The organism is Pantoea sp. sgz302252, assembly GCF_047713085.1.
Classification (GTDB): domain Bacteria; phylum Pseudomonadota; class Gammaproteobacteria; order Enterobacterales; family Enterobacteriaceae; genus Scandinavium.
Window position 1 is genome coordinate 71,444 of record NZ_JBLFJW010000004.1, and the last position, 17,736, is coordinate 89,179.

Sequence of the window (17,736 nt, forward strand, 5' to 3'; positions counted from 1 at the left end):
TGCCCGGCGACGACGGTCGCCGGGCGTTAACTTACTGACTGGCACAAACTTCTTCTGGCTGACGACGGCCGCTAAACAACACTACCATTAATGCCAACCCGGCGATAATCGCCCCCATCACAGGGACAAAGCTGTAGCCCAAACCGCCAGAAATGACTGCGCCGCCTGCTGCTGCACCCAACGCATTCCCCAGATTGAATGCTCCGATGTTAACGGATGAAGAAAGCCCTGGCGCTTCGTGCGCAACGCGCATAACACGCATCTGCAACGGTGGCACTACAGCAAAGGTCGCCGCGCCCCAAACCACCATGCTGACAGCCGCGCCCACTTCACTTTGCGCCAGCCACGGGATAGCGACCATGACCGCAATCAACAGCAGCAAGAAACCTTTCAGCGTTGCGGTGACAGAGCGGTCAGCAAATTTACCGCCAAGGTAGTTACCGATAGAGAAGCCTACGCCAATCAACACCAGCATCGCCGTCACAAACAAAGGAGAGGCAGAAGTAATGGTGTGCAGTACCGGCGCAATATAGGTGTAGAGCGTAAACATCGCCCCTGCCCCAAGCACCGTGGTAAGTAAAGCGGTCAGCACCTGAGGGCGTACCAGCACAGAGAGTTCCTGCTTCACGTTCGGACGCTCACCGCTGCTGCCTTTCGGTAAGGAGAACCACAGGCTCGCCATCGCCACCACACCCAGCCCCGCCGTTGCAAGGAATGACATACGCCAGCCGATGGTTTCACCCAGCCAGGTGGCAGCAGGAACGCCGCCGATATTGGCAATCGTCAGGCCCATAAACATGGTCGCGACGGCGCTGGCCTGTTTATGTTTCGGCACTACGCTTGCGGCCACCACCGACCCAAGGCCAAAGAAAGCGCCATGATTAAGGCTGGTAATGATGCGAGAAAGCAACAGCATGGTGTAATCCGGTGCGATGGCCGAGAGCACATTGCCGAGGGTAAAAATCGCCATCAGGAAGATAAGTGCATTACGGCGAGCACGATGTGACAGCAGCAACGTCATCAGCGGCGCACCAATCATCACGCCGATGGCATACGCGCTGATCAGCATCCCCGCGACAGGAATGGAGACATCGACCCCTTTAGCGATAACGGGCAGCAGCCCCATCGGAGAGAATTCCGTGGTGCCAATACCAAAAGCCCCGATTGCCAGTGCCAGCAGGGGAAAGTTGATTTTCATGTTGTGACTCCGGTAAGCCATCCTGAAGTGATGGCGCGACAGCAGAAGTCAAAAGCATGACATCAATCACAAAAAAACAAAAGTGAACGAAATGGCAAAAGATTTTTGCGAAATTGATAACAATCTAAGGAAGGGCGTCACGGAGGAGGCGCGGGCCTCCTCCGCGTAAATCAGTGCAGGACTGCGGTCAGTGCGCCAATGATGATCACACCCAGGGCAAAAACGGTCGTCATCAACGAGAGCTTCAGGTCGGTACTCATCAATTTTTCTCCTTTTAATCCCCACAACAAAAGTGAGCTTGCTCATTTTTGCACAGTTAAGCGTAAAAATCTTCCAGGTTTTCGGCCCATAACGATTTTTCTCTTTCCCTTTGCCTCAGAATCAGACAAAATTCCACGCTAATTTAAAAGCGTAGCAGCCATTGACCCCCTCCCGTCGTCCTGTGTTGTTTCCCGGCGTACCGCAATTGAAATGAATTGCACTCAGGGTGTGTAAAGGCAAACGTTTTCGTGTCGATAATCAGGCGTAAGGAAAGGGTCTGGAGTGAGAGCGAATGGCAACAATTAAAGATGTAGCGAAGCGCGCAAACGTTTCCACTACAACTGTATCACATGTAATTAACAAGACGCGTTTCGTTGCGGAAGAGACCCGCAACGCGGTATGGGCGGCCATTAAAGAGCTGCATTACTCCCCAAGCGCCGTGGCTCGCAGCCTGAAAGTGAACCACACCAAAACCATTGGTCTGCTGGCAACCAGCAGCGAAGCCGCCTATTTTGCGGAAATTATCGAAGCCGTTGAGAAAAACTGCTTCGAAAAGGGCTATACCCTGATTCTGGGGAATGCCTGGAACAACCTGGAAAAACAGCGTGCCTATCTGTCGATGATGGCGCAAAAACGCGTCGATGGCCTGCTGGTGATGTGCTCTGAATACCCGCAATCCGTGCTCGATATGCTTGAAGAATATCGCCATATTCCGATGGTGGTGATGGACTGGGGCGAATCAAAAGCGGACTTCACTGACTCCGTTAACGATAACGCTTTCCAGGGCGGCTATCTGGCTGGTCGTTATCTGATTGAACGCGGCCACCGTGATATTGGCGTGATCCCAGGCCCTATGGAGCGCAATACCGGCGCGGGTCGTCTGGCAGGCTTTATGAAAGCCATGGAAGAAGCGCAGGTTAAGATCCCGGAAAACTGGATTGTGCAGGGTGATTTCGAGCCTGAATCCGGCTACCGCGCCATGCAGCAAATCCTTGCGCAACAGCCACGCCCTACTGCCGTCTTCTGCGGCGGCGATATCATGGCGATGGGCGCACTGTGCGCCGCCGATGAAATGGGCTTGCGCGTTCCGCAGGACATTTCCGTGATTGGCTACGATAACGTGCGCAACGCGCGCTTCTTTACCCCTGCGCTGACCACCATTCACCAGCCTAAAGATTCACTGGGTGAAGCGGCGTTTGACATGCTGCTGGACCGCATCGTTAACAAGCGCGAAGAGTCGCAGTCAATTGAGGTGCATCCTCGTTTGATCGAGCGCCGCTCTGTCGCCGACGGTCCATTCCGCGATTACCGCCGTTAAGAGTCAGGAGCCGGTTATGCCGGCTCCTCAAGTTGCTGACAAAGAAGGAAAAAGCGTGGTTTCTCCTTCTTCGTGGTGAGCAGCCGAAAATCAATAAATTGATTTTCCTTGTTTTTTTGGATAACAACGCTTTACTCGTTAGCGATTTGTGATCGGACTCAGGAGCCGGTTATGCCGGCTCCTGCAACCATTCCTTATTTAACGTTTCACTGTCCCCCAGATAGTCCAGCAGCCAGGTTAACGCCGGTGACATATCATTCTGTTGCCAGGTCAGGCAGCAAGCCGCATCCGGAAACGGGTTCTCCAGTTCTAGAGCCACCCACTCCCCACTGTCGATCCATGGGCGAGCAAAATGCCCTGGCACCATCCCAACGCATAAGCCTGCAGAAAGACACGTTGCTGAAGATTCCCAGTCTGGCACCACAATGCGCTTTTGGTTATCCAGCAGCCAGGTAATGCGTTTTGGCAATGAACGAGAGGTGTCTTCGCGCACCAACGAAGGCCAGTTGCGCAACACATCGTCGCTTAGCGGCCCCTTCATCTGCGCCAAAGGGTGACGGCTGGACACAACACAATTCCAGTTGAGCATTCCCATGTCGCGGAACGCATAACGTCCGCCGACAGGGATCGCCTGCGTTGCGCCAATTGCCAGCTCCACGCGGCCATCGGAGAGCGCATCCCACACGCCGTTGAACACTTCCTGAAAGACACAAAGCTCCACATCCTGAAAGTGGCGATAAAAATCGACAATCAGCTGTCGGGTTCGCTCTGGCCTGACAATATTATCGACAGCAATCGCCAGATTACCGCGCCAGCCGTTAGCAATTTGCTGGCACTGCTGGCGAGTGATCTGCATTTTTTTGATAACAGAGCGCCCTTCTTTCAGAAACCAGACCCCGGCTGGCGTTAATTCCACGTCGCGATGACGGCGTTCAAACAGCGGCACCGCCAGCCATTCTTCCAGCTGACGCACGGTATAACTGACCGAAGAAGGCACGCGATGCAGTTCCTGCGCTGCCGCGCTGAAGCTACCATTGCGTGCTACGGCATCCACCACTTCAAGAGAGTATTCGGACCACATAATCTGCCTGCAAAATTTTTGAATCCACCCGACAAATATTAGCGTTTCACAAGCGAAGTTGCACTCCCTACACTCTGCTGCCATCACCACCTGCAACGAGAAAGAGAATGACTATGCAACCAGGAATTGGTTTTTTGTGCTGGCTGGCAGGCTTAAGCGTGCTGGGTTTTCTGGCAACCGACATGTACCTGCCCGCCTTCGCCGCGATTCAGAATGATTTACAAACACCGGCTGCAGCCGTCAGCGCAAGCCTGAGCCTGTTCCTCGCCGGGTTCGCTTTCGCACAATTATTGTGGGGGCCGCTGTCCGATCGTTACGGGCGCAAACCCATTCTGCTGATTGGCCTCGCGATTTTCGCCGTGGGCTGTATTGGCATGCTTTGGGTTCGTGATGCCACGTGGCTGCTTGTGCTGCGCTTCATCCAGGCGGTGGGGGTGTGCGCCGCAGCGGTGACCTGGCAAGCGATGGTGACGGACTACTATCCTGCGCAGCGTACTAACCGCATCTTCGCCACCATTATGCCGCTGGTTGGGCTTTCCCCTGCCCTGGCGCCACTGCTGGGCAGCTGGATCCTGCACCATTTTGAATGGCAGGCCATTTTCGCCACGCTGTTTGGTATCACGTTGATGTTGATGCTGCCTGCACTGCGCCTGAAAAAACCAGTAAAGAAAGCGCACAAAGAAGAACAAGCGTTGACGTTCATGACCTTGCTGCGTTCTCGTGATTATCGTGGCAACGTGCTTATCTACGCGGCCTGCTCAGCGAGCTTTTTTGCCTGGCTGACCGGTTCCCCGTTCATTCTGAATGCGATGGGCTACGGCCCGACAGTGATTGGTCTGAGCTATGTGCCGCAGACCATCGCTTTCCTGATTGGCGGTTACGGTTGTCGCGCCGCGTTGCAGAAATGGCAGGGTCAGCAAATGCTGCCGTGGCTGCTCATCGCTTTTGCGATAAGTGTGGCTGCTACCTTCGCCGTTGGCCTTGCCGCTGACACCTCGTTGACTGCTCTGCTCATTCCTTTCTGCATGATGGCGATGGCAAACGGGGCAATCTATCCGATTGTTGTCGCTCAGGCGCTTCGTCCTTTCCCACAGGCGACGGGCCGTGCGGCGGCGCTGCAAAACACGTTACAGCTTGGCCTGTGCTTCCTCGCAAGCCTGGTGGTCTCTACGCTGATTGCGACGCCTCTGCTGACCACCACCAGTGTGATGCTCGCCACCGTAGTGTTAGCCGGTTGGGGTTACAGGATGCAGTATGTTGCACAACGTGATGAAACGGGCTCCGCAGAACAGTCTCACGCCTAATGTCTGAGACAACTATGTAACAACAATGTAATTAGGCCGCTAAGAATTTTTTATTGAATCACTCATTTCTGCGGCCTATACTGTTTTCGGCATCACATAATTACGATAAATATTAGCGATTAACGGAGGACAGGAATGCTTCCGTTTCATCATGGAAGACCTTTCGGCAAGGGTTATCTCCCTTCCTCTGTTCTACGTCGGATAGCAGGCTCACGGAACTTCCGTGAGAGTTCTCACATAACCCAAAAAGCGTCTACGCTGTTTTAAGGTTCTGATCACAAGCCGCGTGATGGAGAAGCTATGAGTACATCGTGTATAGAAGAAGTTAGCGTTCCTGATGACGACTGGACCCGCATTTGCAGCGAGTTACTTGGCCGTGCAGGGATTGGTATTAATGGCTCCGCCCCTTCAGACATCCGAATCAATAATCCCCATTTTTTTAAACGCGTGTTGCAGGAAGGCTCGCTGGGATTAGGTGAAAGCTATATGGATGGCTGGTGGGAGTGCGAACGCCTTGATGTTTTTTTTCAGAATGTCCTTCGCGCAGGACTGGAAAGCCAGCTCCCCCACCCTCTTAAAGACACGCTGAGAATTGCCGGCGCTCGTCTCTTTAACCTGCAAAATAAAAAACGTGCATGGATAGTCGGCAAAGAGCATTACGACCTCGGTAATGACCTGTTCAGCCGCATGCTCGATCCTTTTATGCAATATTCTTGCGGTTACTGGAAAGAAGCAGAAAATCTTGAGCAGGCTCAGCAGGCGAAACTGGAGTTGATTTGCCAGAAACTGCAATTGCAGCCGTGCATGCGAGTGCTGGATATCGGCTGTGGCTGGGGCGGGCTAGCGTATTACATGGCGCAAAACTACGGCGTCAGCGTGGTGGGAGTCACCATCTCCTCCGAGCAGCAAAAGCTGGCTCAGGCACGCTGTGAAGGGCTGGACGTGCAAATTCTGTTGCAGGACTATCGGGATTTGCAGGACCAATTCGACCGTATTGTTTCCGTCGGCATGTTCGAACACGTTGGGCCAAAAAACTACGCGACGTATTTCGAGGTGGTTGACAGAAATCTGAAGCCAGATGGCCTGTTTCTGCTGCACACCATCGGTTCGAAAAGGACGGATAATAACGTCGATCCGTGGATCAACAAATACATCTTCCCGAACGGCTGCCTGCCTTCCGTTCGCCAGATTGCCAATGCCAGCGAGCCCCATTTCATCATGGAAGACTGGCACAACTTCGGCGCGGATTACGACACCACGCTGATGGCCTGGCACAGTCGTTTTCAGGAAAGCTGGCCTGAAATTGCAGAGAACTATTCAGAACGTTTTAAAAGAATGTTCTCGTATTACCTGAATGCCTGTGCAGGTGCCTTCCGCGCCCGTGACATTCAGCTCTGGCAAGTGGTGTTCTCTCGTGGGGCGGATGGCGGATTACGCGTCGCCCGTTAACGTTTTGATGACCACTTATCAGCGATCACGCCCTCGGTTCTGCCGGGGGCTTTTTTTGACATCCACTCTGAAATTCGCTACTAAAAATCGCGAAAGCGGCTGAAAGTACCATTCACACCTTTTTGTTTTTAAAGCCTATTTATTCGCCACATTCATTTTCACCGCCAAAAGTACCAGCGCTAAATAGCAGAACTGTGTTGACCCTCTCTTGCCGCTTTTTTCGCACCTACCCAGAATGCTCTTAAGCAATTTTGCGGATAGACAGAGCTGTAACGACGGGGGATACGATGAAAAAAATCTATTTATGTTGTGCTGCAGGCATGTCCACCAGCATGCTGGTTGAACGTATGAGGGCCGCCGCCAAAAGCCAGAATATTGAAGCGGAAATTACGGCGGTGCCCGTCTCTGACTTCTCACAGATTGTCACCGAAGCCGATGTCATTCTGCTCGGCCCACAGGTGAAGTTTCAGTTGCAAAGTTTAACCCAGGCCGCCGAGCCTTATGGCGTACCGGTTGCGGCTATCGACATGATGCAATACGGCTCCATGCAGGGTGACAAAGTGCTGCAACAGGCACTCTCGCTTTTACCGCAACCACAATAAGGGTAAGCCATGAAATACCACTTTCCTGAACATTTTTGGTGGGGCACGGCAACCAGCTCGACGCAATCGGAAGGCCGCGTGGCCGGCGACGGTAAAGGCGAAAATATCTGGGACTATGCCTCAGATCATTTCAATGAACGCTTCCATGGCGGCGTCGGGTGCAGTGAGGCCTCTACATTTTATACGCACTACAAAGAAGATATTCAGCGTGCCAAAGAGATTGGCCTGAACTCTTTTCGTACCTCGATTTCCTGGTCACGCCTGATCCCTGACGGCGATGGCGAGGTGAATCCTCAGGCTGTGGCGTTCTACAACGCAGTTATCGATGAGTTGCAGGCTCAGGGCATTGAACCGTTTATCAATCTTTATCACTTCGATATGCCCATGGCCCTGCAGCAAAAAGGCGGCTTTGAGAATCGCGAAGTGGTGGATGCCTTTGCCCGCTATGCCCGCCAGTGCTACGAACTGTTCGGGGACAGAGTGCGTTATTGGTTCACCTTCAATGAACCGCTGATCCCGGCGGAAGCGGGATATCTGCACCCACGTCATTACCCTTACGTCAGTGACTTTGGGCGTGCGGCACAGGTGTTGCACCACATCGTGCTGGCGCACTGCAAAGCCGTTGCCGCCTGGCGGGAATCAGGGCGACAAGGAAAGATTGGCATCATCATGGATGTCATTCCAGTGTACCCGCGCAGCGACAGCGAAGAAGATCTTCAGGCGGCTAAAATGGCCGACCTCTTTTACACACGCAGCATTAATGAACCTATGTTGTTGGGTCACTATCCCGAAGAGTTGCTGACCATCCTGAAAGAAGTTGACCAGTTTCCGAAAGCACTGCCAGGCGATTGTGAACTCATCGCTAATACACGCGTCGATTTAGTCGGGATTAATTACTACCGCCCTCGCCGCGTTAAAGCGCGTGAAACGCCACTTGATGACAGTCAGCCTTTTGTGCCGGAACGTTTTTTTGAAGAGTACATTATGCCCGGTCGTCGGATGAACACTTCCCGGGGCATAGAAATCTACCCGGAGGCGCTCTACGACATCGCCATGGTGATGAAAAACACCTACGGCAATGTGCCGTGGTTTGTCTCTGAAAACGGTATCGGTATTCAGGATGAAGAGCAGTTTATGGTTGATGGGCAGGTGCAGGATGAGTATCGCATCGCCTTCCTGCAGGAACATTTGAGCTATCTGCATCAGGCCATTGCCGACGGCAGTCACTGTCTGGGTTATCACATGTGGACCTTCGTCGACTGCTGGTCATGGCAGAACGCCTACAAAAATCGCTATGGATTTTACCGCCTTGATCTGGCGACTCAGCAACGGTCGCTGAAAAAATCGGGACAGTGGTTCCGTTCCGTCATTGATAACAACGGGTTCGGGGAAGCGTGACATGGCCTTTTTTGAAAAGCTGGCTGAAAAAATGCTGCCGGTGGCGAACGCCATTGGCAATCAACGTCATATGCAGGCCATTCGCAATGGCTTAATTTCCATTCTGCCGCTGACGATTGTCGGCTCTTTTTTCGTTATCCTGCTGAATATCCCGATTAAAGGCTATATGGACTTTATCGCCCCGTGGCGAGACATGCTGGATGTGCCGTTTCGCTTCACAGTAGGGCTGATGTCGCTGTACGCCGCCTTCACCATTGGCTCGTTCCTCGGCAAAAGCTATAAGCTCAACGACATCACCAGCGGGTTACTGGCCATGCTGGCGACACTGTTGATGATCGTGCCAGTGAATATCAAAGAGGGCGTGACCGTGGCCGGAGAAGCCGTTGCTGGCCGCTATATCCCGATTACTTCTTTAAGCTCTCAGGGGCTTTTCGGGGCGATTATTTCCTCGTTGATTGCCATTGAAATCTACCGTTTTATCAAAGTTCGTAATATTGAAATCAAGATGCCTGCTGGTGTTCCACCGGTGGTGGCGAGTTCTTTCTCGGCCCTGTTCCCGACACTTGCTGTCTTGCTGATATTCTGGATCCCCCGGCATTTTTTCAATATCGACATTAATGCCATTATCAGCTTCATTATTATGCCGCTGAAAGGCTTTATGACCGGGACCAACCTGTTTGGCGGGATCATCACTCAGTTCTTTATCGACCTGTTTTGGGTGTTTGGTATTCACGGCCATGCCGTCATGGGTCCGTTGATTCGCCCGCTGTGGGATCAGGCTATTGTACAAAATATGGAGCTGTTCCAGGCCGGAACCAGCGCCTATGAATTGCCCAATATCTTCACCGAACAATTCTTCCAGTGGTACGCACAAATGGGTGGAACAGGCTCTACCTTAGCGCTGGTGGTGTTGTTTATTCGCTCGAAAGTTGTCTACCTGAAATCGCTCGGCAAGCTGTCTTTCATTCCGGGTTTGTTCAATATTAACGAGCCAATGATATTTGGCGCGCCCATTGTGATGAACCCCATTCTGGCGGTGCCATTCATTCTTGCGCCGATGGTCAACACGGTGGTGGTGTACCTCTTTACTATTTCCGGGTTGATCCCACGAATGATGGTCAAACCGCCCTTCACTATTCCTGCCCCGCTGGGAGCCTTGATAACCACCAACTGGAACCTGATTGCCTGCGGATTAGTGTTCGTCTGCTTCTTTATTTCGCTGGCTATCTACTACCCGTTCTTCAAAGTGTACGAGAAGAAGATGCTGGAAACTGAACAGCAGCAAAAGGAAGAAGAAGCTCAAGCAAAGCAGCTGGCTGAATCAAACTGATAACCAAAAGAAACAGGCCGCGGGCGATATTTCCCGCGGCCTGACATTATGCGTATTCTTCTAATTGACGGGCCTGTTCAGCCTGCATGCGATAGTGTTCAAAACGCTTCCGAAACCAGACCTGCTGCTCCTCACTCATATTCCCGGTAACGCTCTGAATATCTACCGGCTGGCCCAATGCGTGCATTCGAGCGAAACTGCGGGCCAGAAAATCAAAATTCTTTAGCGCATAGAGATTGTTTTGGTTCATCAGCATACCCTCCGTGACAATATTTATCGTATAAGGCCATATGCTTCTACTTTCAGTATCGACTTATGGTTGCTCTTTTTTTGAGCGCTGCGTGCGCTTCTGCTGCACGAAGCCGGGTCTGGTTCACATTTCTACGCATCAATGGTTTTTTCAGGCATAAAAAAACGGCAGCGTTAAACGCTACCGTCTTTTTATGTATCGCTGTGAAAAGCTGTTACTCGTCTGCGCTCTGCTGCAATGCGGCCGCTTCTTTCGCTGCCATGACACGCTCAACCGTATCGACCACGGCCTGAGTCTGCGGGTCAATTTCGATATTCACTTTCTCACCGAGTTTTTTCTTGCCAAGCGTGGTGCGTTCCAGCGTTTCCGGGATCAGATGCACGCAGAAACGGGTTGACGTCACTTCGCCCACCGTCAGGCTGATGCCATCGACGCCGATAAATCCTTTATAGAGGATGTATTTCATCAGCGCGGCGTCCTGGACTTTGAACCAGATTTGACGGTTATTTTCAGACGTCAAAATTTTCGCCACCTCGGCGGTCGTCATAATATGACCGGACATTAAATGCCCACCGATTTCGTCATTAAAACGTGCGGCGCGTTCGACGTTAACCACATCGCCTTCTTTGAGCTCATCGAGGTTGGTAATACGCAGCGTCTCTTTCATTAAATCAAAACTGATGCGGTTGCCATTAATCTCCGTCACCGTCAGGCAGCAACCGTTGTGGGCAATCGACGCGCCAGTCTCAATGCCGTCGAGCATATGCTCCGGCATTTCAACCACATGGGTGCGAAAATTCGGTTTCTCATCGATGGACACAATTTTTGCGGTGCCCTGAACGATACCAGTAAACATGCCATTAACTCCTGTATCTACGAAGACGGAATCAGCACCGTCTTTTATGCCTCAAACAATATCAGTTGCCCTTCCGCGTTGCCAGTCAGCCAGTGCTCCCCGCCATTTTTTGACTGGCTTAATGACGATGACTCGCTACAATATATTCGAAAATTCCCCTGCTCTTTCTTCTTGCTGCCAGTTACGGCGGCTTTTTTAGTCTCTTCCACAATAACAAAGATAAGAAGGTATCTACCCGTGCAAAAGTACGTTTCAGAAGCGCGCCAGCTTCTCGCGCTGGCAATCCCGGTCATCCTTGCGCAGGTGGCCCAAACGGCAATGGGTTTTGTCGACACCGTCATGGCAGGTGGATACAGCGCCACCGATATGGCCGCCGTCGCCATCGGCACGTCCATCTGGCTTCCAGCTATTCTGTTCGGACACGGCCTGCTTTTGGCGTTAACGCCAGTCATTGCCCAGCTCAATGGCTCCGGCCGTCGTGACCGCATTGGACATCAGGTTCGCCAGGGCTTTTGGCTCGCAGGCACCGTTTCGGTGCTGGTGATGGTCGTCCTGTGGAACGCCGGGTACATTATTCGCTCCATGCACAATATCGACCCTGAACTGGCCGCCAAAGCCGTGGGGTATCTGCGCGCGTTGCTGTGGGGCGTTCCTGGCTATCTGTGCTTCCAGGTTTGCCGTAACCAGTGTGAAGGTCTGGCCAAAACCAAACCCGGCATGGTGATGGGATTTATTGGCCTGCTGGTCAACATTCCGGTCAACTACATCTTTATTTATGGCCACTTTGGCATGCCGGAACTCGGCGGTGTTGGCTGCGGTGTGGCAACAGCCGCGGTTTACTGGGTGATGTTCATTGCCATGCTGTCCTATGTGAAAAATGCCCGTTCTATGCGTGACATTCGCACGCACGAAGGGTTTGTGATGCCGGATATGGCTATCATGAAACGCCTGGTACAACTTGGCCTGCCGATTGCGCTGGCGCTGTTCTTTGAAGTAACACTGTTTGCCGTCGTGGCACTGCTGGTTTCACCGCTGGGCATTATTGAGGTTGCCGGGCACCAGATTGCCCTGAACTTCAGCTCGCTGATGTTCGTTCTGCCGATGTCACTGGCCGCTGCGGTGACCATTCGTGTGGGCTTCCGTCTGGGCCAGGGCTCGACGCTGGATGCTCAAACAGCTGCATGGACAGGGCTTGGCGTAGGCGTATGTATGGCGGTCATGACCGCTATCTTCACCGTCACCCTGCGTTCACACATTGCTATGTTGTACAACGATAACCCTGAGGTGGTGACGCTCGCCTCGCAGTTGATGCTGCTGGCCGCGGTTTATCAAATTTCTGACTCCATTCAGGTTATCGGCAGCGGCATTCTGCGCGGCTATAAAGACACGCGTTCCATCTTCTTTATTACTTTCACGGCGTACTGGGTGCTGGGTCTGCCAGGCGGTTATATTCTGGCGTTAACGGATATTGTCGTGCCGAGAATGGGCCCTGCAGGCTTCTGGATGGGCTTTATTATCGGCCTGACTTCGGCGGCCATTTTGATGATGTTGCGTATGCGCTTCCTTCAGCGTCAACCTTCCACCATCATTCTGGCGCGCGCGGCTCGCTAACCCCAAAGCCGCTGCTTTTAAGTGGCGGCTTTCTCAACAGTTTGTGCAGTTGTTCCGCAATCGCGTGAAATCAGAAAGAAAAGTGGCAATTGCCTCTTGCCACTTCCCCTCCCTGCCGCTAATATTCGTCCCCGTTGTGCGTCCGTAGCTCAGTTGGTTAGAGCACCACCTTGACATGGTGGGGGTCGGTGGTTCGAGTCCACTCGGACGCACCATTGCGTTCATAGCTCAGTTGGTTAGAGCACCACCTTGACATGGTGGGGGTCGTTGGTTCGAGTCCAATTGAACGCACCATTGCTTTTTCTTTGTGCGTCCGTAGCTCAGTTGGTTAGAGCACCACCTTGACATGGTGGGGGTCGGTGGTTCGAGTCCACTCGGACGCACCATTCACTGTTTTACCTTTCTTGTATTCTCTTTCTGCTGTTGGCTCATCCCATAAGCTATTGCTATTTGTTGCTCGGTATTCGTACTGAGAGATCGCCATAAAATTAATATCCATAAAACATCTGTGGGATCGTTCCGTTCACTATAAGTCCACTGCTACTCTGTTGTCCCCGCTGCGGTGAACGTGCTAAGGGAATTCACCGCCATTCCCTTACATTATTCGGCCCATCCATGAGCCTCACCCCTTCGGGGCCAGCGCAAGCGCTGTTCAAATTTGTTCCTGACAAATTTGTCCCGGCTCCCGGCAAAAGAAAATCGCCGCTTCACGGAACCTCAACCTTCAGCAACTGGCCGGGGGCCCCCCCCCGGAAGCGGGGGGGCTCCCCGTACCCCCACCCTCCCGCATGGGGCGGGGGCCCCCCGCCGGGTTGCGGGCGCCCCCGGCCAGTTGCTGAAGGTTGAGGCGATTTTCAGCCGGACTAAAACCCCACACATCGGCTTCAGTGGGCGCTGGTGTTGCCCCCCGCTGAAACCGCCGAGCTGACGACCAGATGACAAGGTCAGGCCGCCATGGATGGCGGACTGAGGCGAAATGAGACAGGGACGTCGAGCCGGCCGCAGACAGCTGGTTGGCAGGGAGGTTTAGTGCAAAGCACCGGTTTCATTCGCGGGGTCGCCGGGATTGTTAAGGGAGCCGCGAGAGGCTCCCTTAACCCGTTCACGTGCAGCGAAAGTTGAGGTGGCTGAAAGTCATAAAGTGAACGGAACAGTACTCTGGACCCCAGCGCATCCATGCGCCCTCAGTTACCTCGCACTCTCTTCCATCGCCAGGATCTTTTGCTTCAACCCAAGGTCATCGCGAACTCCCAGCTTGCGCATGATATTTCGTTTATGGCTGCTGATGGTTTTTTGGCTACGGAACAAGGCCTGCGAAATCTCCACCCCATTTTTCCCGTTGCGAATAAAATTCAAAACTTTATTCTCGGCGTCAGTAAGCAGAATTTCCTCTGTAGCCTCAGGTTGTTTTGTCATTAATTCACGAATAAATGGGCTCATGAATCGTTTATTCCGAGCACTGCATTCAATAATCTCGCGAAAATTTAAAAAATGTTCATCGACACAAAGAATGGAACAGCGACATTCCTGCAACAATGTTTTTATCAAGCGACGCTGGTAAGCATGCACCAGAACTAATAATCGAGAATTAACAGCCGGAAGCGCTTGCACATCAATATCTTCACTGGAAGTCAAATCAAGAATATGGAGGTTTGGAATAAATCCGTCTTCTTCTTTTGAGGTAATAAGATAAGTCCAACCTGGATTGGTACGCGCCAAATGAGTAAAACCTAACCCAATAGCCTGAATCCAGATGCTATCTGCAGAAAGCGATAAGACGTTGTAATTTGCCACAATATTACCCTGCCTGATATTGAGATGAAAGTTGTGAAAGCTGGAACAGCACTTCAAGCCAGTCAGAATGCGATTCAAGCTCTAAGGCTTCGCACAGATTATGCTTCCATGAGAAAATCGTTTTATAGCTACAATTACGCTGTTCGGACATTTCTCTTGATGAGAGTCCGGAGGCAAATTGCAGCAGAATATCCAGCTCAGTTTGCGTGATGCTACGTGTTCGTTTTACCCCACCAGTCTCACGTGCAGATCGCGGTTTAGCGCCCATGACCTCGGTAACCAAGGCAGGCAGTACGGTGGCAATGTCTTCTTCGACAATCACCTGGTGAACATGAAGGGAATTCAACAAACGTAGCATCCAGGGATATTCTGCAGGTACCCAGACAATGGTTTTGACTTTCAGTGATTTCATGCGACGAATGAAGCGCAAGAGATCGTAATAAGCGTGCCCTGCGCCACCCACACCGATTAACAATGTTTTATTGTCTGAACGTGTCGCATGTATGCTCTCAATTAATGAAGGCAGTACTTGATGTGACTGAATTTGCGAGTGTTGTTCTGTTAATAAATTTGTAACAGCCGTACGCAGCAACATGCGTGGCTCAAAAAGAAATAGCGCTGGCACTATGGTAGATCCTTGTTTCATAACTTCCATGATCAGAAAATGATTAGCGGCCTCAGAATAGTAGATTCACATTCATTTACAATGATTCAAATAGTCCAATACTGGATTATATTTATACAATTTCATTACAATTAATAAATTATTCATTTTTAATTAATGACCTGACAAAATCCTAAAGCATCCGCTCCCGCCCGTACAGAGGATCCAGAACCCTCTCGCATAATAGCGTGCCTCAGGTTTTCACTGAGGATGAAACAAACACATCCATGCGAGGAAAACGTCGAGCGTGAGTAAACACATGAATTAAACGAATACCCTTTTCTGAATGATTCATTTATTGACTGTCTTTATTCATCCAGGAAATTTGCTGCGTTTTAGTCGCAGGTTCATGAGTACGTCGGCGATAAGAACCCAGTTCGTCAGGCGTGCAATAGGTACATTTTTCCAGCACATCGATATTTTCAGCATGAATCCCTAAATCTTGCAGGTGCAGCAGACAAAAGGCCGGCAAATCAAACCAACGACTGTTGTTTTCGCGGGCACGTGCGCTTAACGCATTAGGATGTTGTGGGGAACGGAAGAACAACCGTTCCTGATTTCGGTTAACAATTTCTCGGGCAGGCATCTGCAACAAAGTGTGATAAAAAGCTTCAGACACCTCGTAACAGCAAGCCCGAATATGCGGCCCTATGGCGACAACAATATCTTTCGCCTCAACGCCACTGGCAGCAAACTGCTGCACGGTTTGCTGTACGATGCCTGCCGCTGTACCACGCCATCCGGCATGCACACTGGCAATCACCCTGCCGTCGCGAGAAGCCATCAGCAGAGGCAAACAATCCGCTGTCACAATCCCTATCTGCTGCGCCGTAAGCGACGTGATTACGCCGTCCACATGTGGCCGCTGTTCGGGCATTTCAGTCAGGGACAAAAGCTCAGCACCATGCACCTGCTTGATATCCACCAGCCGGGATTGATCAAAAGCTGCAGATTCATGAACGTTCAGGAAAGCGTGGCGGATGCCGGGAATGTCGGTCAGTAAACGAGAAAACCAGGCCATAATTGTCTTTGCGTCTTTGGGCTTAGCCTATAACCGTAAACCAGCGATGCCATTCCGGCAAGCCGGATGACACCGCAAGTTTTGCGTCGTTACAGCACTTTGCTGAGGAAGGAAGCGGTACGAGGGTTTTGCGGAGTGTTGAAAATGTGTTCTGGTGTGCCCTGCTCCTGAATCACGCCCTGGTCGATGAAAATCACCCGATCCGCCACTTCACGGGCAAAGCCCATTTCATGAGTCACGATAACCATCGTCATCCCTTCTTTGGCGAGGTTTTTCATCACGTCCAGCACGTCGCCCACCAGTTCCGGGTCCAGCGCTGAAGTGGGTTCATCAAACAGCATGATGGAAGGCTGCATCGCCAACGCCCGAGCGATGGCTACGCGCTGTTGCTGACCGCCAGAAAGGCTCGACGGCCACGCGTCACGCTTATCGCTGAGCCCAACTTTCGCCAGCAGACCTTCAGCAAAAGCGATAGCTTCCGCCCGTGACAGGCCACGCAGCGCCATCGGAGCCATCAGCAAGTTTTCCAGCACCGTCATGTGCGGGAACAGGTTAAAGCGCTGAAACACCATCCCAACGCTTTCGCGCATCTTATTCAGGTCAGTTTTCTTGTCGTGAACCGGAAAGCCGTTGACCACCACTTCCCCTTCGCTCACCGATTCCAGCGCATTCATACAGCGCAGAAACGTACTTTTCCCGGAACCGGACGGGCCAATCACACACACCACTTCCTGCGGCTGAATATCGCAGTCGATCCCACGCAGGACATGGCTTTCACCAAAGCGTTTATGCAGATTTTTAATGTGAATCACTTTTGCCAAACCTCTTTTCCAGACGGTTAACCAGCTGCGCCAGCACGAACGTAATAACCCAGTACACCACTGAAATGGTCAGGTAGGGTTCCCAGTAGGTGGCGTAAGCCCCGGAAACTGTTCTCGCGGCGTAAGCGAGATCGGCAAGGCCAATGGCTGAGGCCAGGGAAGAATCCTTCACGATAGCAATCGCGTTGTTCCCAAGCGGCGGCAGAATGCGGCGAAATGCCTGCGGCAAAATCACCTTCCGCATGGTTTTCCACCATGGCATCCCCAATGCACGCGAGGCTTCCATCTGCCCTTTGTCGATGGACTGAATGCCAGCGCGGAAAATCTCCGAAACGTAGGCCCCCGCATTCAGCGTGATCGCCACGATACAGGACAGAAACGCGCCGTAGTTTGAACGCAGTTCGCGGGCGAAGTCACTGCTCATCAGCCCGCCGGTGACCAGCAGGCCGTCGCGCGGGTTGATAAACAACGGCACCAGCGCGAAGTGAACCACCATGATTTGCACAAACAGAGGCGTGCCACGGAATGCGCTGACGTAAAAACGCACCGGGAACTGCACCAGATAGCGCAGGATGTATTTCCATGGCCCATGTTCAGCTTTGGCCATTCGCCCCAGGCCGAGGGTCAACCCCCACAGCGTGCCGAGGATCACACAGATGATGGTGCACTTGAGGGTCATTATCGCGCCGTCAATAAACAGCGGGCCGTACTCCTCGATAATTTCCCAACGGAATCCCGTCATACTTTATCCCTGAAAAAAACGGCGATCGTCCGCGAA

Annotated in this window: 17 protein-coding genes and 3 tRNA genes; 10 read left to right on the forward strand and 10 right to left on the reverse strand. The window is 52.1% G+C overall.

Annotation, left to right across the window (positions count from 1 at the left end):
- Positions 1–31 precede the first annotated feature (31 nt).
- Positions 32–1,198, reverse strand: a complete 1,167-nt coding sequence (locus tag ACLW56_RS04480; protein WP_330982619.1) for an MFS transporter — start codon at positions 1,196–1,198, stop codon at positions 32–34.
- Between the two features lie 170 nt (positions 1,199–1,368).
- Positions 1,369–1,458, reverse strand: coding sequence for a YnhF family membrane protein (locus tag ACLW56_RS04485; RefSeq protein WP_330982620.1), 90 nt, complete (start codon positions 1,456–1,458; stop codon positions 1,369–1,371).
- A 293-nt stretch (positions 1,459–1,751) separates the two neighbouring features.
- On the opposite strand from ACLW56_RS04485, the gene purR reads away from it, so the two are divergent.
- Positions 1,752–2,777, forward strand: a complete 1,026-nt coding sequence (gene purR / locus ACLW56_RS04490; protein ID WP_330982621.1) for an HTH-type transcriptional repressor PurR — start codon at positions 1,752–1,754, stop codon at positions 2,775–2,777.
- 169 nt (positions 2,778–2,946) lie between these two features.
- Here purR and punR read toward each other — a convergent pair whose 3' ends face one another.
- Positions 2,947–3,858: a DNA-binding transcriptional activator PunR gene (gene punR / locus ACLW56_RS04495; protein ID WP_330982622.1), complete on the reverse strand. Its 912-nt coding sequence runs from the start codon at positions 3,856–3,858 to the stop codon at positions 2,947–2,949.
- 113 nt (positions 3,859–3,971) lie between these two features.
- Between punR and punC the strand changes: the two genes are divergently transcribed.
- The 5 genes from punC to ACLW56_RS04520 all read left to right on the forward strand — a co-directional run bounded on the left by punC (position 3,972) and on the right by ACLW56_RS04520 (position 9,941).
- On the forward strand, positions 3,972–5,162 hold the full coding sequence (gene punC / locus ACLW56_RS04500) for a purine nucleoside transporter PunC (protein ID WP_330982737.1): 1,191 nt from the start codon (positions 3,972–3,974) through the stop codon (positions 5,160–5,162).
- Between the two features lie 300 nt (positions 5,163–5,462).
- On the forward strand, positions 5,463–6,611 hold the full coding sequence (cfa, locus tag ACLW56_RS04505; protein WP_330982623.1) for a cyclopropane fatty acyl phospholipid synthase: 1,149 nt from the start codon (positions 5,463–5,465) through the stop codon (positions 6,609–6,611).
- 287 nt (positions 6,612–6,898) lie between these two features.
- A complete protein-coding gene (locus ACLW56_RS04510; RefSeq protein WP_330982624.1) occupies positions 6,899–7,213 on the forward strand; it encodes a PTS sugar transporter subunit IIB in 315 nt (104 codons plus the stop codon).
- A 9-nt stretch (positions 7,214–7,222) separates the two neighbouring features.
- Positions 7,223–8,611 carry a glycoside hydrolase family 1 protein gene (locus ACLW56_RS04515; RefSeq protein WP_330982625.1) on the forward strand — a complete coding sequence of 463 codons (1,389 nt, stop codon included), beginning with the start codon at positions 7,223–7,225 and terminating at the stop codon, positions 8,609–8,611.
- Between the two features lies 1 nt (position 8,612).
- Complete coding sequence (locus tag ACLW56_RS04520) at positions 8,613–9,941, forward strand: PTS sugar transporter subunit IIC (RefSeq protein ID WP_330982626.1); 1,329 nt, start codon at positions 8,613–8,615, stop codon at positions 9,939–9,941.
- A gap of 46 nt (positions 9,942–9,987) precedes the next feature.
- Here ACLW56_RS04520 and glgS read toward each other — a convergent pair whose 3' ends face one another.
- Positions 9,988–10,197 carry a cell surface composition regulator GlgS gene (glgS, locus tag ACLW56_RS04525; RefSeq protein ID WP_330982627.1) on the reverse strand — a complete coding sequence of 70 codons (210 nt, stop codon included), beginning with the start codon at positions 10,195–10,197 and terminating at the stop codon, positions 9,988–9,990.
- Between the two features lie 208 nt (positions 10,198–10,405).
- Entirely contained in the window at positions 10,406–11,047 is a 642-nt protein-coding gene (locus ACLW56_RS04530) for a riboflavin synthase subunit alpha (protein WP_330982628.1), read from the reverse strand.
- 237 nt (positions 11,048–11,284) lie between these two features.
- Between ACLW56_RS04530 and mdtK the strand changes: the two genes are divergently transcribed.
- The 4 genes from mdtK (at position 11,285) to ACLW56_RS04550 (ending at position 13,044) form a co-directional block, all read left to right on the forward strand.
- The gene (gene mdtK / locus ACLW56_RS04535) at positions 11,285–12,658 is read left to right on the forward strand and encodes an MdtK family multidrug efflux MATE transporter (protein ID WP_330982629.1); all 1,374 of its coding nucleotides are present in this window, start codon (positions 11,285–11,287) and stop codon (positions 12,656–12,658) included.
- A gap of 138 nt (positions 12,659–12,796) precedes the next feature.
- Positions 12,797–12,873, forward strand: a tRNA-Val gene (locus tag ACLW56_RS04540).
- 2 nt (positions 12,874–12,875) lie between these two features.
- Positions 12,876–12,952 (forward strand) — tRNA-Val (locus ACLW56_RS04545).
- A 15-nt stretch (positions 12,953–12,967) separates the two neighbouring features.
- Positions 12,968–13,044 (forward strand) — tRNA-Val (locus tag ACLW56_RS04550).
- 802 nt (positions 13,045–13,846) lie between these two features.
- Here the strand turns inward: ACLW56_RS04550 and ACLW56_RS04555 are convergent.
- The 5 genes from ACLW56_RS04555 to ACLW56_RS04575 form a co-directional block, all read right to left on the reverse strand.
- Positions 13,847–14,452, reverse strand: coding sequence for a helix-turn-helix transcriptional regulator (locus ACLW56_RS04555; RefSeq protein WP_330982630.1), 606 nt, complete (start codon positions 14,450–14,452; stop codon positions 13,847–13,849).
- Between the two features lie 4 nt (positions 14,453–14,456).
- Positions 14,457–15,098 (reverse strand): helix-turn-helix transcriptional regulator, encoded by a 642-nt coding sequence (locus ACLW56_RS04560; protein ID WP_330982631.1) that lies wholly within the window; start codon positions 15,096–15,098, stop codon positions 14,457–14,459.
- 313 nt (positions 15,099–15,411) lie between these two features.
- The gene (pgeF, locus tag ACLW56_RS04565) at positions 15,412–16,137 is read right to left on the reverse strand and encodes a peptidoglycan editing factor PgeF (protein WP_330982632.1); all 726 of its coding nucleotides are present in this window, start codon (positions 16,135–16,137) and stop codon (positions 15,412–15,414) included.
- Positions 16,138–16,226: 89 nt separating this feature from the next.
- Complete coding sequence (locus ACLW56_RS04570) at positions 16,227–16,949, reverse strand: amino acid ABC transporter ATP-binding protein (RefSeq protein ID WP_330982633.1); 723 nt, start codon at positions 16,947–16,949, stop codon at positions 16,227–16,229.
- Positions 16,936–17,700 carry an amino acid ABC transporter permease gene (locus ACLW56_RS04575; protein ID WP_330982634.1) on the reverse strand — a complete coding sequence of 255 codons (765 nt, stop codon included), beginning with the start codon at positions 17,698–17,700 and terminating at the stop codon, positions 16,936–16,938. The genes ACLW56_RS04570 and ACLW56_RS04575 overlap by 14 nt, the downstream gene beginning before the upstream one ends.
- Between the last annotated feature and the right edge of the window lie 36 nt (positions 17,701–17,736).